This is a genomic window from Bacillus sp. N6 (assembly GCF_052805735.1).
Genome location: NZ_CM127843.1, coordinates 3,162,952 through 3,188,996 on the forward strand (window position 1 = coordinate 3,162,952; position 26,045 = coordinate 3,188,996).

The 26,045-nt window shown below is 34.6% G+C and carries 39 protein-coding genes and 2 pseudogenes; 6 read left to right on the forward strand and 35 right to left on the reverse strand.

Annotated features, from left to right (window positions below; genetic code table 11):
• Positions 1–90: 90 nt before the first annotated feature.
• The 27 genes and pseudogenes from ACUXVC_RS16210 to ACUXVC_RS16340 form a co-directional block, all read right to left on the reverse strand.
• Positions 91–567 (reverse strand): terminase small subunit, encoded by a 477-nt coding sequence (locus ACUXVC_RS16210; RefSeq protein ID WP_061660398.1) that lies wholly within the window; start codon positions 565–567, stop codon positions 91–93.
• 213 nt (positions 568–780) lie between these two features.
• Positions 781–883: pseudogene (locus ACUXVC_RS16215) on the reverse strand.
• 1,192 nt (positions 884–2,075) lie between these two features.
• On the reverse strand, positions 2,076–2,258 hold the full coding sequence (locus ACUXVC_RS16220; RefSeq protein WP_446025754.1) for a hypothetical protein: 183 nt from the start codon (positions 2,256–2,258) through the stop codon (positions 2,076–2,078).
• A gap of 579 nt (positions 2,259–2,837) precedes the next feature.
• Complete coding sequence (locus tag ACUXVC_RS16225; protein WP_154698406.1) at positions 2,838–2,978, reverse strand: hypothetical protein; 141 nt, start codon at positions 2,976–2,978, stop codon at positions 2,838–2,840.
• A 1-nt stretch (position 2,979) separates the two neighbouring features.
• The gene (locus tag ACUXVC_RS16230; protein WP_224980107.1) at positions 2,980–3,159 is read right to left on the reverse strand and encodes a DUF4625 domain-containing protein; all 180 of its coding nucleotides are present in this window, start codon (positions 3,157–3,159) and stop codon (positions 2,980–2,982) included.
• A 20-nt stretch (positions 3,160–3,179) separates the two neighbouring features.
• The gene (locus ACUXVC_RS16235) at positions 3,180–3,779 is read right to left on the reverse strand and encodes a DUF1064 domain-containing protein (RefSeq protein ID WP_061660402.1); all 600 of its coding nucleotides are present in this window, start codon (positions 3,777–3,779) and stop codon (positions 3,180–3,182) included.
• Positions 3,766–3,939, reverse strand: a complete 174-nt coding sequence (locus tag ACUXVC_RS16240; RefSeq protein ID WP_228496055.1) for a DNA cytosine methyltransferase — start codon at positions 3,937–3,939, stop codon at positions 3,766–3,768. Before ACUXVC_RS16240 ends, ACUXVC_RS16235 begins: the two co-directional genes overlap by 14 nt.
• A gap of 260 nt (positions 3,940–4,199) precedes the next feature.
• On the reverse strand, positions 4,200–4,379 hold the full coding sequence (locus ACUXVC_RS16245) for a hypothetical protein (protein ID WP_061660403.1): 180 nt from the start codon (positions 4,377–4,379) through the stop codon (positions 4,200–4,202).
• Positions 4,380–4,389: 10 nt separating this feature from the next.
• Complete coding sequence (locus ACUXVC_RS16250) at positions 4,390–4,572, reverse strand: hypothetical protein (RefSeq protein WP_061660404.1); 183 nt, start codon at positions 4,570–4,572, stop codon at positions 4,390–4,392.
• Positions 4,569–4,772: a hypothetical protein gene (locus ACUXVC_RS16255; protein WP_224980105.1), complete on the reverse strand. Its 204-nt coding sequence runs from the start codon at positions 4,770–4,772 to the stop codon at positions 4,569–4,571. Before ACUXVC_RS16255 ends, ACUXVC_RS16250 begins: the two co-directional genes overlap by 4 nt.
• 7 nt (positions 4,773–4,779) lie before the next feature.
• Positions 4,780–6,096: a replicative DNA helicase gene (locus ACUXVC_RS16260; protein ID WP_061660405.1), complete on the reverse strand. Its 1,317-nt coding sequence runs from the start codon at positions 6,094–6,096 to the stop codon at positions 4,780–4,782.
• Positions 6,093–6,317: an NINE protein gene (locus tag ACUXVC_RS16265; RefSeq protein ID WP_061660406.1), complete on the reverse strand. Its 225-nt coding sequence runs from the start codon at positions 6,315–6,317 to the stop codon at positions 6,093–6,095. The genes ACUXVC_RS16260 and ACUXVC_RS16265 overlap by 4 nt, the downstream gene beginning before the upstream one ends.
• Before the next feature lie 132 nt (positions 6,318–6,449).
• The gene (locus ACUXVC_RS16270; protein WP_172794254.1) at positions 6,450–6,599 is read right to left on the reverse strand and encodes a hypothetical protein; all 150 of its coding nucleotides are present in this window, start codon (positions 6,597–6,599) and stop codon (positions 6,450–6,452) included.
• Positions 6,600–6,601: 2 nt separating this feature from the next.
• Positions 6,602–6,775: a hypothetical protein gene (locus ACUXVC_RS16275; RefSeq protein WP_153593040.1), complete on the reverse strand. Its 174-nt coding sequence runs from the start codon at positions 6,773–6,775 to the stop codon at positions 6,602–6,604.
• Positions 6,775–7,017, reverse strand: coding sequence for a hypothetical protein (locus ACUXVC_RS16280; protein WP_061660407.1), 243 nt, complete (start codon positions 7,015–7,017; stop codon positions 6,775–6,777). The genes ACUXVC_RS16275 and ACUXVC_RS16280 overlap by 1 nt, the downstream gene beginning before the upstream one ends.
• A 298-nt stretch (positions 7,018–7,315) precedes the next feature.
• The gene (locus ACUXVC_RS16285) at positions 7,316–7,621 is read right to left on the reverse strand and encodes a hypothetical protein (protein ID WP_446025755.1); all 306 of its coding nucleotides are present in this window, start codon (positions 7,619–7,621) and stop codon (positions 7,316–7,318) included.
• 159 nt (positions 7,622–7,780) lie between these two features.
• Positions 7,781–8,443, reverse strand: a complete 663-nt coding sequence (locus ACUXVC_RS16290) for a Rha family transcriptional regulator (protein ID WP_061660409.1) — start codon at positions 8,441–8,443, stop codon at positions 7,781–7,783.
• 85 nt (positions 8,444–8,528) lie between these two features.
• Complete coding sequence (locus tag ACUXVC_RS16295) at positions 8,529–9,284, reverse strand: hypothetical protein (protein ID WP_061660410.1); 756 nt, start codon at positions 9,282–9,284, stop codon at positions 8,529–8,531.
• Positions 9,285–9,295: 11 nt separating this feature from the next.
• Complete coding sequence (locus tag ACUXVC_RS16300; protein ID WP_061660411.1) at positions 9,296–9,871, reverse strand: hypothetical protein; 576 nt, start codon at positions 9,869–9,871, stop codon at positions 9,296–9,298.
• Entirely contained in the window at positions 9,868–10,410 is a 543-nt protein-coding gene (locus ACUXVC_RS16305; RefSeq protein ID WP_061660412.1) for a hypothetical protein, read from the reverse strand. Before ACUXVC_RS16305 ends, ACUXVC_RS16300 begins: the two co-directional genes overlap by 4 nt.
• 34 nt (positions 10,411–10,444) lie before the next feature.
• Entirely contained in the window at positions 10,445–10,753 is a 309-nt protein-coding gene (locus ACUXVC_RS16310) for a hypothetical protein (protein WP_061660413.1), read from the reverse strand.
• Between the two features lie 3 nt (positions 10,754–10,756).
• On the reverse strand, positions 10,757–11,458 hold the full coding sequence (locus ACUXVC_RS16315; protein WP_061660414.1) for a Sak single strand annealing protein: 702 nt from the start codon (positions 11,456–11,458) through the stop codon (positions 10,757–10,759).
• A 15-nt stretch (positions 11,459–11,473) separates the two neighbouring features.
• Complete coding sequence (locus ACUXVC_RS16320) at positions 11,474–11,956, reverse strand: siphovirus Gp157 family protein (protein ID WP_061660415.1); 483 nt, start codon at positions 11,954–11,956, stop codon at positions 11,474–11,476.
• A gap of 11 nt (positions 11,957–11,967) precedes the next feature.
• Positions 11,968–12,162 (reverse strand): hypothetical protein, encoded by a 195-nt coding sequence (locus tag ACUXVC_RS16325; RefSeq protein ID WP_061660416.1) that lies wholly within the window; start codon positions 12,160–12,162, stop codon positions 11,968–11,970.
• A complete protein-coding gene (locus ACUXVC_RS16330; protein ID WP_061660417.1) occupies positions 12,162–12,437 on the reverse strand; it encodes a hypothetical protein in 276 nt (91 codons plus the stop codon). Before ACUXVC_RS16330 ends, ACUXVC_RS16325 begins: the two co-directional genes overlap by 1 nt.
• The gene (locus ACUXVC_RS16335) at positions 12,430–12,669 is read right to left on the reverse strand and encodes a hypothetical protein (protein ID WP_061660418.1); all 240 of its coding nucleotides are present in this window, start codon (positions 12,667–12,669) and stop codon (positions 12,430–12,432) included. The genes ACUXVC_RS16330 and ACUXVC_RS16335 overlap by 8 nt, the downstream gene beginning before the upstream one ends.
• Before the next feature lie 248 nt (positions 12,670–12,917).
• Positions 12,918–13,154 (reverse strand): helix-turn-helix domain-containing protein, encoded by a 237-nt coding sequence (locus ACUXVC_RS16340; RefSeq protein ID WP_042598360.1) that lies wholly within the window; start codon positions 13,152–13,154, stop codon positions 12,918–12,920.
• A gap of 295 nt (positions 13,155–13,449) precedes the next feature.
• Here ACUXVC_RS16340 and ACUXVC_RS16345 point away from each other — a divergent pair, with 295 nt between their 5' ends.
• Complete coding sequence (locus tag ACUXVC_RS16345) at positions 13,450–14,082, forward strand: LexA family protein (RefSeq protein ID WP_061660419.1); 633 nt, start codon at positions 13,450–13,452, stop codon at positions 14,080–14,082.
• Positions 14,082–15,455 (forward strand): recombinase family protein, encoded by a 1,374-nt coding sequence (locus tag ACUXVC_RS16350; protein ID WP_446025756.1) that lies wholly within the window; start codon positions 14,082–14,084, stop codon positions 15,453–15,455. The genes ACUXVC_RS16345 and ACUXVC_RS16350 overlap by 1 nt, the downstream gene beginning before the upstream one ends.
• A 26-nt stretch (positions 15,456–15,481) precedes the next feature.
• Here the strand turns inward: ACUXVC_RS16350 and ACUXVC_RS16355 are convergent.
• A pseudogene (locus ACUXVC_RS16355) lies at positions 15,482–15,547 on the reverse strand (methyltransferase); the annotation flags it as partial.
• A gap of 214 nt (positions 15,548–15,761) precedes the next feature.
• On the opposite strand from ACUXVC_RS16355, the gene ACUXVC_RS16360 reads away from it, so the two are divergent.
• Both ACUXVC_RS16360 and ACUXVC_RS16365 read left to right on the forward strand, forming a co-directional pair.
• Complete coding sequence (locus ACUXVC_RS16360; protein ID WP_095690521.1) at positions 15,762–16,343, forward strand: ATP-binding protein; 582 nt, start codon at positions 15,762–15,764, stop codon at positions 16,341–16,343.
• Between the two features lie 150 nt (positions 16,344–16,493).
• Entirely contained in the window at positions 16,494–17,606 is a 1,113-nt protein-coding gene (locus ACUXVC_RS16365) for an LPXTG cell wall anchor domain-containing protein (protein WP_095690520.1), read from the forward strand.
• A 49-nt stretch (positions 17,607–17,655) separates the two neighbouring features.
• Here the strand turns inward: ACUXVC_RS16365 and ACUXVC_RS16370 are convergent, their stop codons facing one another.
• Both ACUXVC_RS16370 and ACUXVC_RS16375 read right to left on the reverse strand, forming a co-directional pair.
• Positions 17,656–18,327, reverse strand: coding sequence for an ABC transporter ATP-binding protein (locus ACUXVC_RS16370; RefSeq protein ID WP_016512575.1), 672 nt, complete (start codon positions 18,325–18,327; stop codon positions 17,656–17,658).
• Complete coding sequence (locus tag ACUXVC_RS16375) at positions 18,327–19,391, reverse strand: ABC transporter permease (protein ID WP_089171419.1); 1,065 nt, start codon at positions 19,389–19,391, stop codon at positions 18,327–18,329. Before ACUXVC_RS16375 ends, ACUXVC_RS16370 begins: the two co-directional genes overlap by 1 nt.
• Positions 19,392–19,576: 185 nt before the next feature.
• On the opposite strand from ACUXVC_RS16375, the gene ACUXVC_RS16380 reads away from it, so the two are divergent.
• Entirely contained in the window at positions 19,577–20,200 is a 624-nt protein-coding gene (locus ACUXVC_RS16380) for an ArsR/SmtB family transcription factor (RefSeq protein WP_024927960.1), read from the forward strand.
• Between the two features lie 69 nt (positions 20,201–20,269).
• Positions 20,270–21,529 (forward strand): MFS transporter, encoded by a 1,260-nt coding sequence (locus tag ACUXVC_RS16385; RefSeq protein WP_446025757.1) that lies wholly within the window; start codon positions 20,270–20,272, stop codon positions 21,527–21,529.
• Positions 21,530–21,679: 150 nt separating this feature from the next.
• Here ACUXVC_RS16385 and ACUXVC_RS16390 read toward each other — a convergent pair whose 3' ends face one another.
• From ACUXVC_RS16390 to ACUXVC_RS16410, 5 genes are all read right to left on the reverse strand, one after another.
• On the reverse strand, positions 21,680–22,150 hold the full coding sequence (locus ACUXVC_RS16390; RefSeq protein WP_095690518.1) for a DinB family protein: 471 nt from the start codon (positions 22,148–22,150) through the stop codon (positions 21,680–21,682).
• Between the two features lie 210 nt (positions 22,151–22,360).
• Positions 22,361–23,737, reverse strand: coding sequence for a sensor histidine kinase (locus ACUXVC_RS16395; RefSeq protein WP_000839489.1), 1,377 nt, complete (start codon positions 23,735–23,737; stop codon positions 22,361–22,363).
• A 1-nt stretch (position 23,738) separates the two neighbouring features.
• On the reverse strand, positions 23,739–24,416 hold the full coding sequence (locus tag ACUXVC_RS16400) for a response regulator transcription factor (RefSeq protein WP_000781973.1): 678 nt from the start codon (positions 24,414–24,416) through the stop codon (positions 23,739–23,741).
• Between the two features lie 152 nt (positions 24,417–24,568).
• Entirely contained in the window at positions 24,569–25,408 is an 840-nt protein-coding gene (locus tag ACUXVC_RS16405) for a YitT family protein (RefSeq protein ID WP_000747488.1), read from the reverse strand.
• Positions 25,409–25,760: 352 nt separating this feature from the next.
• On the reverse strand, positions 25,761–26,030 hold the full coding sequence (locus tag ACUXVC_RS16410; RefSeq protein ID WP_000434263.1) for a 2TM domain-containing protein: 270 nt from the start codon (positions 26,028–26,030) through the stop codon (positions 25,761–25,763).
• Positions 26,031–26,045 lie beyond the last annotated feature (15 nt).

Consider the following 26,045-nt stretch of genomic DNA (forward strand, 5'->3'; position numbering starts at 1 on the left):
TCTTTTCGTATTTGTCTATTAGCGCCATCGGTACAGTTACTATCAATAACGCAGAGAGAGTTAGTAGCAAGCCTTGATAGTTTTCAATCATTAGCATTCACACTCTTCATAATGTTTTCCGCACTCTTCGCACGTATTACCAATAGAACCGTTGATAATAACTTGTGCAACACCTTCAATTTCGTGTTTTTCAGTCCATAGTCGATAACGTTTACCCAATTGGACAGCAGCATCTTTCCGTTCTCCAATTGACGGCTCTATATCACTGATAACTTGTTCACCCATGCCCACACCCCGTAACGTCTTTCCTGTTGCTTCTCCGCGCATTACCGATGTAAGAAACTCTAAAACTTCATTTGCATCAGCAATACGTTTAGAATCCACGCCAGCCATGTGAGAATCAATATATACTGAAACATTAACATTCGCTAACAGACGAGAAGAACCAGCGGTAATAACCTTTTTATTATCGCTCTTGTATCCCGCCCGCATGTAAGCTTCTGAAGCGTTCCCTGTTTCAATGTAATAATCCGCGAAACGTTTTTGACGTTCGTTTAATTCATGCATGTTACCACCTCTCAATATTTAGTTATACGTTCTTCTTTTCAATATAACTCATATCGTTTAATAAAATTGAATATTTTCCATCATTGTTAAATAGATTTAAAATAGGTTACACATTAAGTGCAACCTATTTCTTTTTATATCCTCCTTCTGATAAAGAAAAGAAACAGAAATGGCGAAATCTCTGCTTCTCAACTTGTAACTATAAAAGATAAAAGCCCACGACTGGAATCGAACCAGTATAACTATAATCATTGACGCTTCCCAGACATTGCCCCAGGTGTTTAATTATTCGCGTTACCAAGTTGCGTACATAGGCACGATAAAGGGTAATTAGCCCCTTCAATCGGTTTATAGTCCGTAGACTCGCAATTCATACCGTTATCGTACTTCATGCAATTTAAGTGATGTTATATTCGCTTAGTTATCATATTTTGCAGCTTCATTGCTGCTCTTTTATGATATTTAACTACCAATTGTTTGATAATAACCTTTGATAGTTATTTCACTTTTAAGGGAAGTGATTACCCGTTTTGTGTTTATAAGTCAGTAATCAGGTATCTGAAAACAGCTTAAAAGGCTTCCACGCCTCATTAAACGCATAAGAGAAAAAGGAGGACGGCTCTATGCCCAAAGCCGCTGTTCACCGTTCCGCACAGCAAACATAAAAAACTCTTATACGCTTAATGAGAAGAAGAAGAACTTCTCATATATGTGTTGGATTCAATAAATGCAGAAACTCTACATCAAGTAATAAAAACTACCTTTACTAACTTTTACAAGTAGATATTCAATAGTTTTATTTGAAGTTATTCACTTCTTTGAAAGTAGGAAGGATTTTAACCTTCTATGCATTGCAATGCTCATTTTTATTCTACTCTCAAAGAAGGGAAGAACCCTTCTCACAATTTAAAGGAGTTTTTACAATGTTTAAAACAAGTATTGAAGTAAGCAAGTTTATCAAAACAGATAGATTGGAAAGGTGTTATAATCCCCCTGGAAGGTACAAGTACGGTTATGTGTGAGCAAAGTAGGTACTTGAAAGATTAACGTTCTTTTGGAGGTGAACAAGTTTTCAGTACGCCTTATACCTTCCAGGCAGCTTACAGACTGCCTTTTTTGTCAGTTCATTCAATCAGCGTGTCCACTGCTCAAACTAATGACGACCCATTGTGATAAAGACCTGTTAGTTAAAACAAGAAATCAAGACTATTTACATAAACTTAGAACATTTCAGAACAAAGGATAATTTATGTATCTACACTAGTAAGAATGTGAGTAATTACCATGTATCAATAAGAGCAAGGAACCACGTTTATAAAGAAATAGAATAATTTGTATGATACAAAATTTATTTTTATTTACGCGTTTTCCGACGCTTGTAAGATATCCTCATGTCTTACAGTTACTATTGTATAACGTTCCAAATCTATTTAACAAAGATTGTCTAATGATATCTATTGCGTTTTTCAGAATAGGTTGAAAAGCTTTTTGAAAATAAAAAAGAGTCCTCAGACTCCCCCGTTGCTTTCGCCTTCTTTATATTCAGTATAAGTAGGTAAATGAAAATATAGGATAGACTCTATTCTCGCTATATCTTCATTATACTTTTTGCAATAAGCCATCATTATTTTCATCATATCGAACTCACTTAATTTATCTTCATAAATGTAAACATTATATGTATGTTGCAATTGTTTAAAATCTTTTTTTTGTCCATTATTTTCTCCTTTTCCTCTTAAACCTTGATATCATGCATTTGTTCACTGTTTTTAATTGTTTTCTTAAAAGAATAGAGTTGTCCTTAAACCGTTAAAATATATGATGGTTTCACCTCGTTCTAAAAAACTTAAAACATTTAAGGTCAAAAGAACGAGGAAAGCACAATATTAAGACTTTCCTCTAAACCATTATACATAAGAATCTAGGAACTCATTTACTATTTTGTATCGTTGAAAATAGACAACATTTGTTAAATAGAATTGGATTGCGTAAAATTATACATCTTATTTTAATAAGTTAGCCCATAAAGTCTATTTCCACAATGAACATCACAAAAGCCATACTTCACTTGATACCCGTTTCTCGATCCCATTCGTTCCCTGCATTGCTCACAAAATATAGGTATCTTAGTAAACATATAACGTTTGTTTTTATATTGGCTCCAATCACTATCACTCATAATCATTTTTTTACCCATTCTCTCATTTCCTTGATATCTTTCATACTAGGTTTATTTGTTCTTTTCGGCAACTCTACTTTAATTTATCTCATTAAAAACACCCCTCATGCACTTCAAATATAGAATAAATACTAATCTCTTTATCTCGTTTATCTAGTGGTTTCCCACACTCTAAACAAGGATATTGTTTACCTTTCGTGAAATAACGTTTAATTCTCGTTCTTCTATTCATCCTATCTCCTCCATATAGCCTTTTGTGCTAACTCACGTTGTTTAGCTGTTGTTTTTTTATCTAATCCACCATGATAAACATAACGGAACATTACGAACGTTTTAGTTAGGTCCCAGTCTTCTATTTCTTCACGGCGCTCCCATCCTAATTTATCTGTTAAATAGACTTTCATGTGATACATATACCTTTCATCCTGATAACTCAATGGAATTTCCACCCTTCCTTTTTATCAGGTGTAACAATAACTAACTGTATTCCGTATTTAGATTCAAATAAGTGCCTTCTTAATGACAGGTCACGCGGTATAGATTTGATAGAACCTTTAACTTCAAATGCAATTTCTTCACCTGCCATTAAACATACGAAATCAGGCGTATAACGTTTTTCTCTGACTTTCCTAACACCTTTCTTATTAACGATGCTAGGTATTTCATAACCGTCTAACAGGTGGTATCTGTTATGAATTTCTATGCGCTCGGCTAATTTATTGTTTTGTAGATAGATATAAAAATCACGTTCTGTAATAGAATCAAATTCTTTTCCGTCATACTCTACTTTTGTAGACATTACACGCCTACGTGGTAACTTTTTAATCTTAAATTGACCTTCTATATCAAAATGCTTCTTTAACTCTTTCCGCGCCTGTTCCTTGCTTGTGAAACCATCCACAACGCTGTTCTCATTACCGTTTGCCGCTATAATAACCGCATACTCGTAATGTAAAACGTTTTTATCCCTCCTTTCCCTTATCTCGAATGTTAATTGACCTGTAGCATTGGTCCACGTTTTATTCAGTTTCAATTTTCATTCTCTCCCCTATAAATCTAGCTACGTCCACAGTTAGACCATTCCCAGCCTGTTTGTATAATTGATTGCTAGATGTAACTTTTTTCGCTCGATTGAAATACTCATCAGGTATCCCTTGTAATCTCCACGACTCTCTTTCTGTGAGCCACCTCATACGCCCGTCCTGGATTACGATTTGCTCACGAGAAGTAAGTAATGTTTGTGCTACCCCTTTCTCTACATGCCCACGCCGTGTCTTCGATTTAGGGTTTGATACGTTTATTGCATCACCTTCACGTCCGATATCCCATCATTCATTGTTTTGTAGCCTGTCTGACTTTCACTTCTTTTCCATTAAACTCAAGAATGCAATCGTGACCGCTTGTTCGAGTCCGATTCGCATCATGCCTACACCTCCAAAGAAATCCATAAACCTCATTTGATTTTTCCCTCGCATCTAAACACTGTTACAAATGGATCGTATTGCATAAATTTAGCCCAGGCATTAAACATATCTAATGCTTCTTTACCTGTTGGTGCATTTACCTTTACTGTTTTAAATTCGCTGCTTGCATCATTTTTGTTTACTCTAAAATTAATATGCCAATTCTTCATTTTTTTCACCTTAGTTAAATAGATTTGGATATATGTCTAAAATTTTATCTCGTCTTTTTTTAAGAACCCTAACTTCTCTAAGTTCGCGTTCAGTTTGTTCTTTGTAGAACTTATGCGCTCTATCATGTTTTATAATCTTATCAGTTAACTGATTTACTTCAACTTGTAACTGTACCTTTGTTTCTTCCTTCATGCTGCAATACCTCTCTTTCTCATTTCATTTATTATAATCCTGTTCCATTTCTCTTTATTTGTACTCATATAGAACATTAAAAGCCCCGAATCATCTTTCCACTTTATCTTTCCATGCTGTAATAGTAAGTCTATGATAACGATTAAAGACATAAGTTTATCTTCCTTCGCGCTCATATAGACTTCTTTAACCGTCACCACAAATGTTTTACTCCTTATCTATAAATATATTTGTCACGGTGTCAAACGTTTGAATAAATGTTCCAGCGCGTCCGTTTCTGTACTTATCAACGATTATCTCCATTTCTTGGTATCGTTCACCTTTTGTTTCGTTGTCGTAATAGTTCTCTCTGTGTGGCATTATAATCATGTCAGCAACCTGTTCAATTTCTCCACACGCTCTTATGTCTGCCATTGTCGGGCGCTTGTCTTCTCTGTTTGTATTCGCTCTGCTCAACTGCACTAGTAGAATGATAGGCACTCCTAATTGTACCGCTGTATGCTTCAACTCGCGTACGATGTGAGCGAACTTGATAATATCCTCTTTCACTCCATCTACGTTAATATGCGAAATATGGTCAATCATAAATACGTGTTTCTTGTCAGGATTATTTTTTACTTCTTTTCTCATATCCGCTTTTATCATGCGTAAATCTTTTTCTTCACTAATATCTAAAGGCATTTGACTTAAATTACCTACAGCCATTTGATACTTAGCAAAAGCCGTTCCTGGTTCGCTGTTCGTATTCTTATCGAATATTGGTAGAAATCTATTAGGATTCTTCATACAAGCTACAGGAAGTTGCGACTGTCCCGCTATCCACCTATCAATACACTGACCTTCAGGCATTTCGGCGGAATAATATTTCCCTTTGTAAATACCTTTTTGGTCCCGTTCGGCGGCTCTGCGCATACTATCCAGGGTCCACGCTGTTTTACCCATACCAGGACGACCGCCAACTATAATCAAGTCGCCTTCTTGCCAGCCATCTGTAAAGTTGTTGAATTTATCCCACCCTGTATCGACTCCTGACAAACCATCTACTTTCATTTGCGCATGTTTGTCTACACGTATAGACAGCTTTTCCATGAACGTTTCCTTACTTACTACCTTTTCTTCACTCGTTTTCATAACACTGTTTATAAAGCGTTCTGAAGCTTCTAAAACATTTCTTTCTTCAGTGTCGCTCAAAAATGTTGCTGCCAGCTTTCTAATCTCTTCTATTTCGATGAAATCAAACATTTTTCGTTGGTAAAATTCAAAGTTAGAAGTCAGAGAGCCATTTGACATAACCCTCATAACATCTTTAATTTCTAATTCACTATGACTTATAATCATTTGCGGGTTGATATCAATCTCTTTATCATTTAATTCGCAAATTGTTTTATAAAGTTCTTTGTTCTTACTGTCCAGGAAATGCTTTTGATTCAAACGACATTCGTCAATCAAAGTATTATCCTCTAGCATTGCTTCCAGGACGCTTATTTCCATTTCCTCATGATTTGAGTATTTAGTTGCGATCATTCCATCACACCTTTCATCATTCTAGCTTGTTGGATTGCTCTGAAGTTCGCCGCGTCTACATCATTGTTAATACTAAATATATCAATGAATAGCCCTATAAAAAAACAGTTAGCTGTAAATAATTTTGTAATCGCGCTAATAAAGTTCCCTGTATAGAACTTGTACGCTCCGAACACTCCTAAGAATAACCATAATAACCAAGCTGTACTTTTTTGTTTCAATGTAATTCCCTCGGATGTATGTAACAGTCATCGGCTTATAGGTTAACGATTGCCCAACTTAATGCATAACCTGCCGCCCATAAAACTGCTAACATACCTGAACTGACAAATAAAGCTTCTTTAAAGTCTTCTTTAATCATTATCAATTACCTCTTGCATATCTATCGTTCTCTCGTAATCACATTCTATAAGTTCGCATTCAAAATGTGCTTCTTCTCCATCAAAATGAATGTATAAGCTGTTGCTACATTTAGGACAAGATAAAGCTGTTGGTTCCCACATAATCAATTCCCCTTTCCGTTCACAATGCTGTATTCTATTTTGAATCCACGGTCAAAATCTATTGATTTACACCAGACAATAAAGTCATTCATTGACTCGACACTTTCGTTTTCTTGTGTATCATAGTATTGAATCTTTCCGCTTTCTAAATCGACTTGTTTAATAAATTGCGCCATTATGCTAACCACCAATCAGTGTTTAAATCTTCAATAATGTCAAACAACGTATTCTTGCACACACGATTGTTAGCCCTTTCAAAATCTTTAGAAAATACATCTTCTGCAAGAGCTACAGCCTTACGCGGCTGCACCCCAACTCTTATTCCAGCGCCCATTAATACCTGAATAAATTGCGCCCTAGTTTCCACTACTTCACTAACTGCTTTACGGATAGCTTTTATAATTTCGTGTTTTCTCATTGTATATTTCTCCTTTTAAGTTAAATAGAATTAGATTTATTCGGTTAACTTGCTATGTATCATTTCTAAACGCGGCTGATCAGTGCCGCCGATACTTCTAAAACGCCTTGCATACTTTCCTGAAACCGAATAAATCTCAAAGTGTAGTTTCTTTTATTACTTCGTTAACTCACTTCTGTGATACGCCATAAAATACCGCTATATCTTTCACACTTACCATCATATCCACTCGAAACCAATCAGGTTGTAATTCCATTACGTTCGGTCCTTCAAGTTCAATATAGTTAAATAGATTTGGTTATTCAGCCAATTCAAGTTGATCAGGTTCAAATGGAGCCTTTTCTTTTTCCTTGATTTCCTTGTGTGGACCCCCAGCCTTTTGTAGAACATCTACTTTCCAATAGTCCTGTTCAATTGTTGTAATGTGTTTAAAGCCTTCATTACCTAACTTTAAAACCAATGAACCGCGTTCTTCTCTATGTTTACAATCATACATGTTGTATTTAATCGTTGTTACCGTTGTTAATTCATCTATATGTTTTGTTTGCACTTCTACCTTCATTTTCGTTTCCTTCCAATTAAGTGAGTGGCTTTTCTTGTCCATAACCACCCAGGCATTTAATTACCTTGTCCTTTTGACAAGATTTATCTTACACCACTTTTTTAAACATGTAAACCAATATATTAAACTTCTTACCCAATTAGTTAAATAAATTTGGAATTGACTGTATCTTAGCCTAATCCGAAATCTATTATATTTTATTTAAAACAAACTAGGACGCCACGCCTTAGCGTAATTAATGGCTTCTTCAAAGTCTTTTGCTGCAATATCTCTGTAACTAGAAACAGCGAATGCGTTCTTTAAATCTTTACCAAACTTAGCATACATTTTCCTTTTTGTATCATAGACACGAATCCCTCCGAACTCTTCCCACATCTTTTCAACTCGTTGCATTTTAATATTGTTTAAAACTTGCTGCTGTCCATAATCAATAGTCATAGTGTTCCGTAATATTGCAACGTTACTTTCTACAGTAGATAGACGTTCTTCAGTATCTAGTGAGTTCGCCATTAATAATTTAATCTGATCAATTGGTTTTAGTTGTTGTGGTTGTTTAATGTGTTCTTCCATACGGTTAAACTCTTCTATATAAGCCATTTTAAATTGAAGTGCTTCTTTGCCATTGAATCCCATAACAAGCAAAGTGAAGCCGTCTTTTGTTAAGTCGTATTTCAGTTGCTCTCTATTGAAACTATCTTTGTAAGAGGTCGGCTGAAAAATCAGCTTACCTTTTTCTCCTAACTCGGAATGTAAATTATGTATTGATTGGATAACATTTTTATGCTGTTTTCCGAATACTTCAGCCACCATTAAAGAGTCTGTTACCGCTTCATTGTTGTTGTTTAAGAATACTAAGTTTGTCATTTTGCTTACCGCCTTTTTATTTATTTTTATTTTAATTTCGTTTAATAAATTTGGATTTGTAGAGACTACTCATCCATTGAATAACCTACCATAATGTTATTTCAGCTCCTTGTTTAGCTTCTGCTACTTTTTGTTTCACTTCGTCCATACGTTTATATTCTAAGTATCTTTCATCATTTAGGAAGCCTTCTAACATCTTTATATACTGCATATCTTTATTCGTGCATTCTTCAGCGTATTTAGTTACACCATATAGAATTACCTCATGACTATGATGTTTTGCTCTAACTTCATTATATCTCTGATAAGCTTTAGGTTTGTTTCTTTTTTTAGGATATACAGACCATACTTCTTCAAATTCAGGAGAATAAGTTTTCTTGTTTCTTTTCGTTTTAACATCTTTAACGTTTATATTAGAAGTAGTTTCTGTTATTCTCTGTGTAGTCTCTGGTAATGGTTTAATCATATTGAGCATATCCAATTGTTCATTTTGATTAGTTGCCATTTTATCATTTTGATTAGATGGATTACTCAATCTTTTATAGTCGATAGAATACCATTTTGTACGGTCGATTTTTAATTTATTATAGTTTCCCACCAGCAATAGCCCACTGTTTTCTAACTTTGTGAATGTGCGTCTTATAGTTGCGATTCCCCAAAAAGGAAATTGTTTCTTCCATTCTTCTGCTGAATTGTAAATCCATTTACGCCCATCATATTCATGATTAGATTTCTGAAGCCAGTAATGTATTTGCTGCACTATAATAGCTTCATTTAATCCAATCTCCACCGCTAAAGACGGTAATACAATTAATGGATGTTCATTTAATAAGTTGCTCATTGTGATTCTCCTTACTTGCTTTTAATCTCTTTGTAAACTTTGTACCCTACCTGGTCTTTGTAAACTACGCCTTTGTTACTTCCCATTTCAAAGGTTAAATAACCGTCACTAACTAACGCGCTTAAAGCTTTTCTTACACCCTGTTCCGAAATAATATCCTGGGATTCTTCTATTAAAATTCTAACTAAAGCCGCTTCGTGTAGTTCTATTTCTTTAGGGTAAAGATCACACAAAAGATTATGAACGTAATTACGTTTAATCCCCTTATTAGAAAGGTATTCAACATGAATGTTATTGTCAGGATTCACACGCTCTTTTGTGAGTTTGAAAGAAGGTTTCCTATGTTGACCTGCTCCTTTTTTTAAAACTCCATATCCAGTGTCATGAAGCTTCTCAACAGTATTCTTAAAATGTATTCTGTTGTCCATGTATTCAGGTATTCCAGGTAGAATACTTTCTTTGTAATCAATCACGATTTCAGGACCTTCAACCTTCGAACGTTCATGAAACCTTTCTAATAATATTGCTGCATGTACAGAAAGTGTTTCCTGTGCTACTACTGAACTGAACCATATATATTTACTCATGCTGTTACCTCTGCAATTTTGAACTCAATTCTTTTACCACTTATTCCACTTCCCTTTTTCATTTTTGTTGCATCACGTTTTAACAACTCGCCTTTTCTAAACATGCTGTTTAGTGCCGCATTAGCTGCGTCTTTTGTAAAAATACCTTCAGATGCATCGCCTACTTCAACAGAATTCATCCAACCACCATGTTCATGAAGGATTGTCAGTATCAGCATTCTTTTGGGTGAAAATTGACACTTTAAAGGAAACTTCAACAAATTATTATCAGCTTGAGGAGTTTTTTTGCACATTCTAAAACAGAACTGATTTTTATTAGGATGTGAAGAATATGTAAACAAGCCCGTGTCCCTAACTTTTCTCAATGCCCTTTCAGTTGCTAGTGGTTTAATCCCCATTGCTTCCTCAAATTCTGCACCGGTAATTGTTACCTTCTTTTTCCCTTCTAACTCACAAATATCCCTAATGTATTCCGCTAATAAAGCCGTTGTTAAACTCGCTTCTTTTGCTAATTCAGTGTTAAAATATAGTTCATTCATTGTATTTCCTCCTTTTTAGTTGAATAGAATTGGATTAATTAACTTTAATCATCATGCATTCATAATACATAAGTTCTTTTAACATTCTTGTTCTTATTCCAACATCGCTATTATGTCTAGAAGACTGGTTAAAACGTCTTCTATTTAAACCAACGTTTTCGTTACGTCTAGTTTCAATAACTTGATAGAATTGTGTTTTAAAATCATACCCGCGTTCTAGAAGTGCATTAGTTTTCTTAATCAGTTCCGGAACTGTCGCACCCGTTACAGCAAACGGCAAACCTTTATCATTCGCTGGATTCGATTTACCTCTATTAGAATAGTTTCTTACAACTGTCTTCATTGTTTACACTCCCCAGGATTGTAATAAGTCTTTAGCTTGCTGTAATAATGAAGGGTCTTTAGTATACGGAACCCAACCTACAATATTTTGTGCTAATACTTCATTAACTTCTGTTTCTGTTTTTCCGTGTTTCTGTTCTAATGCTTTTCGTTTTGCATAAACTATTTTCCCTAACTTCTCCTTATCATCATTACGAGAACCTACATTAGCCTTTTCGCTAATAGTCTTTTTGCCGCCTTCTGTATCTTCAGGTAAGTCTTCGCCCGCGTATATATAAAGACCTAAACCGTGTAACGCGATAGCTTTAACCAGGCAACGTTTCTGATTTTTATTTAGTTCAAACGCGTTAGGATTTGCAATAGGTTTATTTCTGTGATCAAGTACAGGTAACATTTCTGTTTCTGTATGTCCATGAATAGTAACCGATACTTGAACAAAATAACCATTAGGCGTTTTAAGATAAGGTACTTGAATATCATGATTTCCTTCATACGGGAACCAGTGAATTTTTTGTACTGCAAACTGATCAATTTTTTTGGTTTCAGCCCATGCCCACGCCCATGAAAGATAAGTTAAATTTTGTTTCTTTTCTACTACATCATTTACATTGATTCCAAACATTCTTTTGAAGCTATAAAGTTCTTCATCTGTTACCCCCACTTCATCAGGTTTGACTTCTTCAACCGCATTTTTTTCTTTAGTCATTTTCATTTCCTCCAATTATTTAATTTGTAATGTTTTAGTTCGTTTTGTTGTTACACCTTCTATTTGAATACCTTTTTTAACCGCATCTAGCAATTGCTTTCTATCTAATGAGGGTTCAACTGACTTGTAATACATTTGCGGTATTTGAGCACCTTCAGCTATGTCTAATGACGGTGCGTTAGTTCTGAATTTAAGTGTGAGAGTTTCGTTTTTCACTTCATCCATTTCAGCCGCTTTTAATGATTGTTCTAAGAATGAATGTAAGTTTTTCGCATTATTTTCTAAAGTTCTTCTTCTTGCCGCTAAACGTTTTTCTTCTATTTTAATAGTTTCTACGTTTCCCTCAATAGATTTGATGATGTAAGCCGTGTTTAAAGCCTTTTGTTCAATAGCTTCTTCAACCGCTTCTAATGTATCTTGAATCACTTCAGGGTCTACTCCGTCAGTAATCATGTTTTGAATGTTTAAAAATTGACCAGTTAAATTATATAAGTTCATTTTATTTCCTCCTAGAATTCAATATATTTGTTTGGTTTACCAGTGATAGTTGATAGAAGTAAATGTAGTTGCACTGCTTCAGCCTTAACTTGAAAGTTACTTCCGAATAACTTTTCGTTTTTAGCTATTGTTTCAAGACGTATATTTATTTGACGTTCAGCTAAATCAAGACGTGCTTGCATGCATTCTTTTTCGAAATTTTTCATTACCTAATCAAATCCTTTTTGTAATTTTCAGATGATACAACTAACTTTTTAGCTCCCATACCGCCACTATGTAGCACTATGTCACCTGTTCTATGACCTTGCACAGCGACACAATCAACAAACCACGTTATTTCCCTGTTTCTATATTCAACCGCTAGGTGATCACAACCCACATCCCAAGCTTCTTGTAATGTGGGTTGTTTATGAATTTCAATTACCTTTTCAACTACTTTAACTTCAGGTTGTTTAGTGCAGTGACGTTTCTTCTTAGCCATTAATAACACGCTCCATTTTTCTTAATTGTAATGTTACTTGCTTCAACTCTTCATTGACTTCTCTTTCTTTGTCCAGCCAGTGAAGCATTGATTTAGCATAACCTCGCGTAACCTCTAAAGGTTCGTTTCTCGCCTTCCTTGCTTGCATTTGCACTAAACGTTGATTAGCAATGTAACTGTTTTTAGCTTGCTTTAACTCTATTACTCGTTCCCTTAATCTTTCGACTCCCATCGTCTTCTCCACCTTCGTTAAATAAATTTGGATTATCTTGTATGAACTTTATGATCGGTTTCAAAAATTGTTGCTGCTGTTCGGTTGTTAAAATTAATTTTTTCATTCAGTGTACCTAACTCCTTACATAACTTTTAGTTTGGTAGAATAATTGTGATTAGTATATAAATTATTATATCCTAATTTGTTAAATAAAAATGGATTTCAAACTAACATAAGTTGTCGCACACTAACAGCAAGTGCAAGTGTTACCTTGCTAAAAACTCGCTTTTCACTTGTTTTATGTAATCTTCCTCTTTGCCATAATAAAGCTTGAATGGATCAATATAATAAATGTCAGCCAGCTTCTTAGCAATTTCCATTTTAATTTTAGAAGTATCGCCTTCTAACTTTTGTAAGGTATTATAGCCAATACCAGCCGCTTTTGCTGCTTCTCTTAATGATAAACCTACGCGCTGACGCGCCAATCTAAAAGTTAACTCCATGGAACTTCCCCCACTATTCTATTATTTTTGTAACATAGTGATGTTCAAATATCCCAATATCAGATATGCAAACAGACCTCGCTCGATACGAACACTTGTTCACCTCTGCTACATGAGTAATCTTACCATGCAAAAAAATCAAATGCAATACTTTTTTGTCCAAATTTATTTAATTTTTTGGGTAAAAAGTTCATTTTTATGAGTGAAAAGTATAGATTTTATTGTTCTTTCTATTATATAATGAATTAAGTAATACTGAGGTAATAACAATAGATGCCAAAAGGAGAAATTTACTATGCCTAGAAATTTCAAGACCGCCAATGATGATATGATGGCTAAAAAAATGAGTGAAAACATTAAAACCTTAATGAAAAGGAAAGGTTTAAGACAAATTGACTTATCTGATAAGACTGGTATAAAACGTTCTACTATAAGTAATTATGTTAATGGAAAAACAATAATACCGATGGTTGCCCTACAACGTATAGCAAATGCATTAGGAGTTACTAAGTCTGAAATCGTTGAATTAGATGAATCCAAAACTATTGAAGTAATTGGGATTAAAAAGGTTCCTGTATATGATGCTATAAAGAGTGAATTTGGATCCACTTCATTTAGTGACCCTATTGAATATATTGATACTCCTTTCAGTTGGATTAGTGAAGGTGACTTCTTCTATATAAATGTAAAAGATAATTCTATGCCTGGTATATTTGAAGGTCATAAAGTTTTAGTAATGCAAACATCAAGTTTAGAAAATGGGGATATGGCTCTTGTTTCTGTAAATAATGAAATTATAATAAGAAGAATTTATAAAGATGGTAATTCAATAACATTAGATTCAATTTATAAAAAAGATATTATAGATGATAGGAAAACACTATTTTCGATAATTGGACGTGTAAAGAAAGTTATTGGTGATTTCTAATGAGATGCGCTATATATAGAAGGGTCTCTACAGATGAACAAGCGGAAAAAGGATTCTCTTTAGAGAATCAGAAATTAAGACTTGAATCCTTTGCAACTTCTCAAGGTTGGGAAGTTGTTGAGGATTATGTTGATGATGGTTTTAGCGGAAAAGATACAAATCGACCTGCATTACAAAGAATGTTCAGTAATGTTGATAAATTCGATGTAATACTTGTATACAAATTAGATAGATTTACTAGATCAGTTAAAGATTTAAACGAGATGTTAGAAACAATAAAAAAAAATGAAATAGCTTTCAAAAGCGCTACAGAATCTATAGATACCACTACCGCAACAGGACGAATGATATTGAATATGATGGGAACAACCGCACAATGGGAACGTGAGACGATTTCAGAAAGAATAAAAGATGTATTTGGAAAGTTGAGAGAAAACGGCATTTTTTCAACAGGTCATCCACCATACGGTTATAGATGCAGTGGTAATAAATCAATTGAAATAGTTGAAGAACAAGCGGAAATGGTACGCTATATATATGAGCTATCCAAGACCATGGGACTATTTAAGATTTCCGTGGAATTAAACAGGAAAGGTATTAAAACAAGGCGGAATAATAAGTTTGGGCAGTCGGCGGTAAAAAGAATACTGCACAACCCTTTCTATTGCGGATATATGGAGGTTGATAACAAATGGGTTCCGATTAAGAATGAAGGTTACACGCCTATAATAAGTGAAGAAGAATTTAAGACGACTCAAAAAATATTAACGAAACGTACTAAGGCACAGACAAGATCGAGAAGCGTTTCTTATTATCCGTTTAGTGGAATTGTACTTTGTCCTGAATGTCAACGGGCAATGAGGGGCGATAGAGCTAAATACGGCGATTATTATTATCGTTACTATCGCTGTGTATACGGACGAGAAAATATTAATTGCACTAACAGAAAGCGAATTAGAGCCGAACAAGTTGACAAAGCTTTTGCTGAATACATTTCAAGGTCTTTTGAGAATACTACAATAAAACTAGATTCCAGAGATATTAAAAGCGATATAGAGTATGAACTGAAACACTTAGATAGTAAGATAGAAAGATTGAGTGATATCTATATAGAAGGAGATATCACTAAAAGTAAATACAATGAAAAAATGAACTCCCTTCTAAATGAAAAAGAGAAATTAAAAAAAGATTTGACATCATGTAAGGAACATGTTGACGCCGAATTTGTTCGGAATCAAATAAACAAACTGGAAATTATTTGGAACTTAATAGACGATAAAACCAAATCCGAATCTATAAGAAGTATTTTTGATACTATAAAAATAAAACAAGACAAGAATACGGTGACTATTATGGATCATACCCTACTTTAATTTTAGGTTAATGGTCCATTTCCTCTATGATACGCCCTTCCGAAAGCTGATACTAACGACGTTACACTTGCTTCACCTTGTTTCACGCACATACACTCTCCTTCATGTTCACAACAAAAATAGGGTTCCCCTGGCCAGGAGAACCCTATTATACACCTTATTTTTACATTGGTAAATTATAGCATAAATAAGTTTTTTTGTCAAGTTTTCAGCCTACTACGCTCCAACAATTTGTGTAATCTCTAGCAGGAAGATTTCGATCTACACCGAATATTCCAGTTCATAACAATACAAATGGAGGGCGTCATGAAAAGATTAGTCATCATTACAGTAGGAAAAACACACAGTGGAAAAACTACATTTGCAAAAGAGCTAGAAAAAGAGTTACCTAATTCTTTTATTATGGACCAAGACAACCAAGCTGAATTTATTAACACACATTATGAAAAATTACAGCCGACAGAAGGATCAAATACACTAAAGCACAGTCTTTCAAAATTCATTGTTGATTATGCGAAAGAACATACAAATTTACACCTTATTATTTGTAACTCCAATCGCAGTAAAAACGGAAGGTTCTATTTACTAAACGAATTATTTCCACAGAATGAATATGTACGCATATTAGTTCACTTTGACATCCCAGATGATGTACTTTACGAAAGAGTGGCTAGAAGCACGCGAAGTACGAATATTTTTAGAGGTGGATATTCTAGTTTCAAAGAAGTACTTGATCGACAACAAACTGAATCACTTCACGATGATGTGGTAGATCCTATAGAAAACGAGGCTGATTATTTGTTTGTTATTCGTAACAGTAAGGATGTAAACTCTACTATATTAAAAATTGTCCATCTTGCTAAAGAGTTCTCCCCTACTCCAAAATAAGAGACTATAAAAATTACATAATCATAGATTATTATGCAAATACTTCCTCTAGACGGCGCAGATGGTATATAATGATGGAAGAATCTACTTCTATATGCTCAATTTTACACAAAACAGCTCATGCATATGAAAGAAAAGAGGTACAAAAATATGAAAACAAAACAAACAATTGCTGCGTCTACACTAGCTTTAGCAATGATTGCTGGCGCGAACTCTGCTCATGCAGAAGTAAATGATGCTACTCCTCAGCAAAGTACGGGAGATCGATTAGCTGAAATTAAGCAACATAAACAAGAGTTAGATGCGAAATTACAGCAACACAAAGAAAACGTGGATCAAACATTAAATGAACTTAACAAAGTTAAGGAAAATGTTGATACTAAGGTGAATGAACTACATGAACGTAAACAAGTTGCTGATGAAAAAATTAACGAGGTTAAACAGCATAAACAAGAACTAGATGCAAAACTTCAGCAAGACAAACAAATCGCCGAAGATAAAATCGCTGAAATTAAAGAGCATAAAAAACAAGTAGATGATAAAGTTGCTGAAGTAAAAGAGCATAAGCAAAATATCGATAACAAAGTGAATGAGATTAAAGAACATAAACAAACTGTCGATGAAAAAGTGAATGAAATCAAGCAACATAAAGAGAACATTGATCAAAAGGTTAATGAACTTAAGGAAGTTAAAAAACAAGTAGATGAAAAATTAACTGAGTTAAAAAAAGCGAAACAAACTGCTGAGGACAAACTCGCTGAACTAAAAGAAAACAAGCCGAATACTGGTAACACGTTAGAGGAACTTAAGAAAATTAAAGGCAATTTAGACAGTCTTTCCGCTAACTTAGAACTAGCTAAACAAGATGTAAAAAACAAACTAGCTGAATTACAAAAGGCTAGAGAAGATTTACTAAATAAAATTAACGAAATTAAACAATCGAAACAAACTGTTTCAGACGATTTAACAAAGAAAAAACAAGACTTAGATATTAAAATCAACGACTTTAAGCATACTGAGAAAAAAATTGACGACAAATTAGCTGAGTTACATACAACGAAGCAAAATGTTGATAACAAGATTAATGAAGTATCACAGTCTAAACAAACGCAAGCAGATAATGGTACTAAAAACAATAACGCTAAAGAACTTCCTAACGCTGGTAGCGAGCAATCAAACAATATGGCTCTAGGAATGCTATCTGTATTAGGCGGGATTTTATTACTTACTCGTAATAAAATTAAAACGTTATTCTCTAAATAAATCCATTAAAAAAAGGAAAACCGCACATACATGTACGGTTTTCCTTTTTTTATATTAACTGTCCATCTCTCAGCGTCAATATACGATCACATACATCAAGCATTCTTTCATCATGTGTAATCATAATCGCTGCTTTTTGGCTCTCTTTCACTTCACGTTTCATCATTTCAACAACTTCACGTGCGCGTTTTGAGTCTAAGCTCGCCGTTGGCTCATCCGCTAATATTAAATCCGGATTGTTCATGAACGCACGAGCGATTGCTACCCTTTGTTTTTCCCCACCAGATAGTTGATTTGGATAATGATTTTTTCTTTCTCCTAATCCAAATGCTGCTAGTAAATGATCCGCACGCTTTTCCGATTCTTGTTTGTTTTCTTTTTTAAGCTTTGCAATATAAAGCAATTGTTCTTTCACATTTAAATATGGAACAAGATTTGCGAACTGGAAAATGAAGCCGATTTTTTTCAAACGAATGTCTGTCATTTCCTTTTCTGATAGCTTCGTAATATTTTGCTCACGAATGTAAATATCCCCTTTTGACGGTGATAATAGTGCACCCGCGATTGATAATAATGTACTTTTCCCTGATCCAGAAGGACCGACGATGCCGATAAACTCTCCAGCTTTCACATCAAGCGACATCGGATGAAGGGCTGTTACTTCCGTATTCCCTTCTCCGTACACTTTACTTACTTTGTCTAATTTCAATAATGAAGTCATTACATCCCGCCTCCAATTGCTTCTAATGCATCAACTTTTAATACTTGGTATAACGAAATAAGTGTTCCTAAAATACTAATTACGATAAAGATTGCTGCATATTGTGCAATCATCGGTGTTGTTAATAAGAACGGCATACCTGCTGGTAAAATTTGTTCTAACCCTTGTACAAGAACGATACTGATTACCATCGCAACGACTGATAAGAATAACGCTTGCACGACTAAGCTATTTGCTAAATACGAGTTCTTCGTACCAATTGCTTTTAATACACCTAGTTGCTGTGTTTTTTGCAGTGTAATGACGTAGAAGAATACACCAATTAGTAATGCAGCGATTACAAGTAAGAACGCAATAATCATCGTTAACGTTCCTTGCTCTTCTTTAAATCCTGGAATACTTTGCAGCACTTCTTTTTTGTCAATTACGTGTGCATTTTTTACTTCTTTATCTGTATTAAGTGCGATTGCACTATAATCTTTTTGGTTTGGTTGTGAAATAGCGCCCCATACGTCTTCATTTACATAAACGACTGGTGTATGGCTAAACATTTGATCTTTCGTAAATCCGACGATTTTAAATTCTTTCTTTGAAACAGGATCGATAATTGTATCCCCAATATCGATTCCTTTTTCTTTAATTGATTCATCAGCAACCATTTCGTTGTTTGCTGTACCTAACTTCTCACCTTTTACAATGTTCGGTTCTAAAAATGTATCGCGTTCACTTGAGAAAATAGCGATATCAACCTTTTTCGAACTATCTTTCTTTTCATACGTTGAAACTTTCACCCGAAATGGAACTGCCTCTTTCTCGCCCACTTGATTTACTACGTTATCTACATCGTCTTTCTTAATTTGTGAACGAAGTAATTTATTTTCCGCATCATCTGCTAAAACGAACTTATTTGCCTCCATATTTTGAATCGATGAAGCATTATCATATGATAATCCATTTGCTAATCCTGAAATAACAAGGACTAAAAATGATAGTAACACCATAATGAGTCCGATTAATCCGTATCTTAATTTTGATTGTTTTAATTCACGCAGAGCTAAAAACATTTCGCTCGCTCCTTCCTCTTTCTTTCTATGCACTAATCATAAAAAAGAAATATGAACGGAATATGAACAGAAGATTACAGAGTAAAAAAATAAATTTTCTGAAAGTATTGAAAATAAATAGAATCCTTGATACAATTCAGTCAAATAATATTGACCGAGTAATTTAATTCAAGGAGTTGATCATGTTGAAGCCCGTATTAACACTAACTACTTATAGCCAACTAAAAGCATTAAGCGATCCACTACGTGCCGAAATGATGATACGTCTATGCGAACGTCCTTATACTGGACAATTACTATCTGAGAAATTCGGCATTTCAAGGGCGAAAATTCATTATCATTTAAAAGAATTAGAAAAGAATGGTCTTATAGAGATCGTTTATACAGAAGAAAAGAATGGGATTATTCAAAAGTTTTATCAATCTGTCGCGAAAGGCTTCACCCCTGCTGCAGATCTATTACCTCATTTAGAAATATTAAGCGAATCAGGTCGCCAAATCTTTTTACAAATGATAGAAAGAACGAAAAGCCAAATTCTCGCTGCACCAGAAGAAGCTTTTACATTACGAAATGCAAGTGAAGATCCAGCTAAGTGGAATTACGTTTCATCCTGCTGGGAATTTGATGCTACGCCAGAACAATTTCAAGTGTGGGTAAAAAAGTTTTATGAATTAATGGCTGAATTAAACGAAATCACAAAAGGTGCAGATAAAGATCCGAATAGTAAACCTTATTATATTTCTACTACTGCACTTCAAATCGCTGAGAGAACAATGCAGCAATTTATTAAAAAAGAAGAAAAATCGTAATACGATTTTTTTTACATAAACGGTCAAATTTATTTTACCGAATAAATTTATTATAAAGGAGTAGATAAAGTGGACATATTAAAAAACCGGAATTTCCTCTTATTATTTTTAGGAAGAATTTTCACCAACATAGGAGATAGTTTGTATTATGTAGCCGCGATGTGGCTCGTATACAAATTAAGTGGTAATCCTTTTTATTCTGGATTGGCTGGTTCCCTTACGTTATTACCTTCTGCATTACAATTTCTTACTGGTCCATTCGTTGATAGATGGTCAATAAAAAACACCCTCGTCATCACACAAGTTTTGCAATGCATTCTTATTTTAATCATTCCTATTACACACTACTTCGACCTACTAACAGTCCACCTACTACTCATCATCATGCCAATCGTAGCCTTTATTGAACAATTCGCCTATCCCGCACAATCAAAAGCTTTACCACTTCTACTGCATAAAACACAATTATTAAAAGGAAATTCACTCTTCTTATTTGCATATCAAGGCATTGATTTAATTTGTACGACTCTTTCTGGAATATTAGTAGCACTATTTGGCGCCATTACTTTATATGTAATCGACTCCTTTACATTCGCGATTACTGCCCTTTTGTTCTTTTCATTAAAAATGCCAAAACAAACTGAACCAGACACAACACTTTCAACTAAACAATATTTTACTGATTTAAAAGAAGGGTTTTCAATCGTATTTCGTTCCTTAATGGGCGTCTTCTTAATTGGTTCCGTTGTCGCTAATTTTTCAATCGGTATGACGATGGCAATACTCCCTTCTTTCGCTGATTCTTTAGGCGGTGTAAAATTATATGGTTTCTTTTTAGCCGCTATATCCGCCGGTTGTTTAATTGGAGCACTATTCAGTTCATGGGTTGGTAAACATAATGTTGGCCGTGTCTCCATTATTAGCTTTGCGACTGGCGCTTTCTTTTGGTTTCTCTCAACGGTTGTACCGTTTCAATGGCTATCCATTTTTTTATTCGGCTTAGCTTGGATACCAATTGGTGCGACCAACATATTATTTGCGACTATTGGTCAAATTGTAATTCCAAACCAATATCTTGGGCGTATCAATTCAGTCACACGAAGCATGGGCACAATTGCTATGCCGCTCGGCTCTTTAATTGGCGGATACACTGCGAATGTATATAGTAGCCAACTCATTTTCGCGCTTGCTAGCATTGGGATTTTATTCATTTCCCTCGTATGGCTACTTCATCCGAAATTACGGGCTTTTCCAAAAGCTGATGAAATTACAGCGGATACTTTTGAGCTTCGGTTTAAGGAAGAACGCGGGAAAGGTGCGGCTTTATAGCAACCAAACATAACCCCGTTCTAAATTGGGGACGGGGTTAAAAATATAGTTATTTCATTTTGGATGTAAAATACTTCACTAAAAATATAACAATAAAGTCGTTTGAATATCTAAAATTTATTCAACAATAGCACCAACTAAAAGGTTCCGTTAACGCTTTGATGGCCATGCCCTCTGCATTTTCCTTAATTGAATAATTTGGCCTGTATGATAAGCATCATGAAGCATGATGTCCAGTAATTTACCTTCAAGTGAATTTTGTTCAAGCTCTCTTTCAGAAATTGCACTTAACACCTGTCTTAAATTACGCTGAGCATTTTCAGAGCGTTCAACGACTTCCTTCCATTCCGTATCATTATTAGATTGCTTAGTAAGATAAAAGGTGTCATTACCGTCAAGATTATGTGTCCATTCACGTCCTTCCAAGTTTGCAGTAAGTCTTTCTTTGTAATAAGTGAGATGATTAACATTCTCCCAAATGGTATTTGTTGTCTCTCCAGCTGGTTTCCACATAGCCTGTTCAGCTGTAAGTCCTTCTATAGCATGTTTAAACGGTGCATACCAACTCTCTTTATCGAATGTTGAATCTAGTACGTTTAATAACAAGTCAATTCGTTTCAAAGTAATTTCCTCCCTAAATAGCTAAATTTTCAATAAAATCCTTATAACTCTGTAGAGATTCTACATTTTCAAATAAACTTCCTCCTAATCTTATTCTACAAACAAGTCCAATTATGGATTAGGATTACTCACATCTTTAAAACAACTCTTTTCACTTTACACATAGACTAACGAACAAAAAAGAGGCCGTTCCGAAACAGCCTCTTTCATCTATTTAGGAAGCTCCACCCGAACAGTCGTCCCTTCCCCTTTCGTGCTATATACCAAAACGGTCCCTTTATGTAGTTCAACAATCTTCTGCACAATCGACAATCCTAAACCGCTACCTTCTACGTTTCTTGCCCTTGCTGTATCCACCTTGTAAAAACGATCAAAAATACGATCCATTTCTTCTTGCTCCATACCGATTCCGTTGTCTGATATAGAAATTATAACGTTAGACTCTAACTCTTCCACGAAAAACTCAATCGTTCCACCATCGTTCGAAAACTTAATGCTATTCGTGAAAATGTTACTCCATACTTGATGAAGTAAGTTTTCATCACCTTTTATAGTGATATCTGGCACATCAAATTCAACGGCGATATCTTTTTCCCGCCATTTCCATTCAAGCATAAAAATGACGTCTTTAATTTGTTTTTGTAAGGAAAAGTCTTTTATTTGTAAAACCTTTTCCTCCTTATCTAATGAAGCGAGTGTAAGTAACTGTTTACATAAACTAGACATTCGCTTACTTTCGCCTTCAATAATTTGTAAGTAATGATTTCTTTCTTCCTCACTCATCTTTTCTGTTTGCAACGTCTTTGAAAAACCTTGTATAGAAGAAAGCGGCGACTGAAATTCATGTGAAACGTTCGAAACGAATTCTTGTCTCATTTCATCTAGTTCTTTTATACTTTTCGTCATCTTTTGGAAGCTTGTAGATAACGTTCCTATTTCATCTTTTCGTTTTACATCTAATTCAATTTCATATTCCCCACTCGCAATTTTTTGCGTAGCCTTCGTAAATTTACGGATTGGGCGAACGATATAACCTGCTGCAATCGCTATAAAGATAATGCTTAATAGTACGATAAACCCAAGTAATACCGCTAAGAAAATTCGCATTTCGCCAAATTGGTTCTGAATGTCGGGGCGAATAAATAATGCGTACTGTTTATCACCGTGCTTTACCGGTACACCAACACTATTTATTAATTCATTATCGAAAAATCCTGTAATAAAAAGACGCGTTGGATACGTAGAAACACCATTAAACGTTTCTCCTTGCAATACTTTATGAACAGTAGCATCGCTAATAGACGTCTTACGAAACGCATTGCCGATACGCTTTCCATTCTTTTGATCATCGACAATATAAATTTCATACCCTAACTTTGCGATAGAATGTAAGTACGCCTCTTGATTTTCTTCACTTTGCTTTTCATATAACGATTTAACTTCTTCAGCATACTTTAAAATCTTTTCACTGTTATACGGTTTTAACTTCACTTGATAATATACGTTCGTTAATAAAAAGCCGATAATACTACTAAGTAGCATAATGCCGACCGTCATAAATACAAATCTAGAATATAGTGATTTCATCTTATTTCAACTCCAACTTATACCCAAGGCCGCGCACTGTCGTAATTTGAAAATCATCCGTTCGTTTTGAGAAACGATCTCTCAGCCGCTTCACATGAACGTCAACCGTTCGTTCGTCCCCTTCAAAATCCATTCCCCATACTAATTCAATTAGCTCTTCTCTTGAAAATGTTCTTCCAGGATAACTAGCAAGTTGTGATAATAGCTCAAATTCCTTTAAAGGAAGCAAAATTGTTTGACCGTTACACTTTACTTCCACACCTTTTCGATCAATTGTCGTTCCGTGCAACGTAATAATATCTGCACTCAGCATTTGATAACGACGTAATAAAGCTTTCATACGGAAAATCACTTCAGCTGGTTCAAATGGTTTCACAATATAATCGTCTGTACCAGAAATGAAGCCTTTTTCTTTATCCACTAACTGGTCTTTCGCAGTTAATAAAATAACAGGAATATCATGATACTTCCGTATTTCTTCACATAACGTATAGCCATCAACAAATGGCATCATAATGTCTACGATCGCAAGATGAATATTTTCCTTCTCTAATACGTCTTGCGCTACCTTTCCATCTTCCGCCTCAAAAACTTGAAATCCCTCTTTTTGTAAATGATAATGCAACAACTCTCTAATATGTTTATCGTCATCAGCTAATAAAATATGTATCATCTTCATTAAACCCTCTCTCGTTCATCCTTCTACATCACTACATTAAGAAACAATTAGATTTTTTGCAAGAAAAAGAAAAAGAATCTATTTTGAAAAAAGATTATTCAAAATAGATTCTCACGTTTTAGTATTAAGATTATTTTAATCAAAAACAATTTTTAAGCCTTCGAAATATCAACAAATCCTTCTCCGAACACATCACGAACATCGTGTATAGCGATGAACGCCGCCGGATCCGTAGTTTGAACAATCCGCTTTAGCTTCACTACTTCTTGCTTATTAATAACAACATAAAGAATTTCCTTCGGAGTTTTCGTGTAATAGCCATGACCTGAGTACACAGTAACCCCTCTGCCCATTAAGGTAGTTACCTTCCCGGCAATTTCATTGGGATTATCAGAAATAATCGTAATGGCTTTCTTCGGATTTAAACCTTCAATTACAAACTCCATCACTTTCGTTGCTACATATAACATAATAATTGTTATCATCAGTTTTTCTGCACCAATGATGAAATAAGATGAAAACGCAACGATTAAATCGAAGAACAGTAGACCGTAGCTAATGCTCCATCCTAAATATTTATGTGTCATCCTTGCTAAGATGGTAGTACCTGCAGTTGTTCCGCCAACGCGAATAATTAGACCAATCCCGCATCCAATAAATATTCCTCCGAAAATGGCATTTACGAGCATTTCATCCGAAGCGATCGTCCAACCTTCTGTCAAATGAAGAAATAGTGAGTTTGTAACTACAGCAATGATTGTATAAATTGTTGTAATCTTATTTAAAAATTTATAACCGGCTATTAACAAAATCGCATTTAAAATTAAGTTAACTAAACCCGGTGACCATTCAAATAAATAGTACGTAATAATCGTGATACCTGTTACTCCACCCTCACCAAACTCGTTCGGGATAACAAATAAATTGACACCTAACGCAAAAAGAAATGCACCGATAATAATAAAAATAATGTCTGTCGTTCTTTTTTTCATACAGTACCTCACTTCTTATGTAAATATTTATTCTGTCATAAACTCTCACCATTATATCGTGGAATATTCAAATCGAACAGTGGTTTATTTTTATTTTAATATAGGATGATAAGTCAACTTTATCCTATATCCACTTGTAATTAAGAAAGTAAAATAACTGTATTTATTATGTACTACAACTAAAGTTTTGATTTCACATGCAATTCAGCCTAAAAAATGAATATAAACACTCTCACTCGCACAAATTTCAAATACAAAGCAAATAAGCGAAGCTATAGAATAGACTTCGCATCAAGCGTGTGATCATAGAAATTCATATGGGATTTTATATTCATACGTTTCAGAAATAAATTCACTTATCTTTCTCCATATATTCTTTAATCTTTCGTTCTTCCCACTCTTTCCCAAATATCCCAACTGGAAAAGTTGTCAAACCGTGTATAACGATACCTATCCCCCAGCCTGCAAGTGGATATAAAAACCATAATTTACTTGAATCAGAACTTATATTTATAATAAAAAGCATTAAGTTCACTAGTATATAAACCGTTAAATGAATGTAAAAAGCTTTTAAATTCTCTACCCTTTTTTTAGCTCGTAAATAAACCTCATCTTGTTCCACCCTTAAACACCTCTT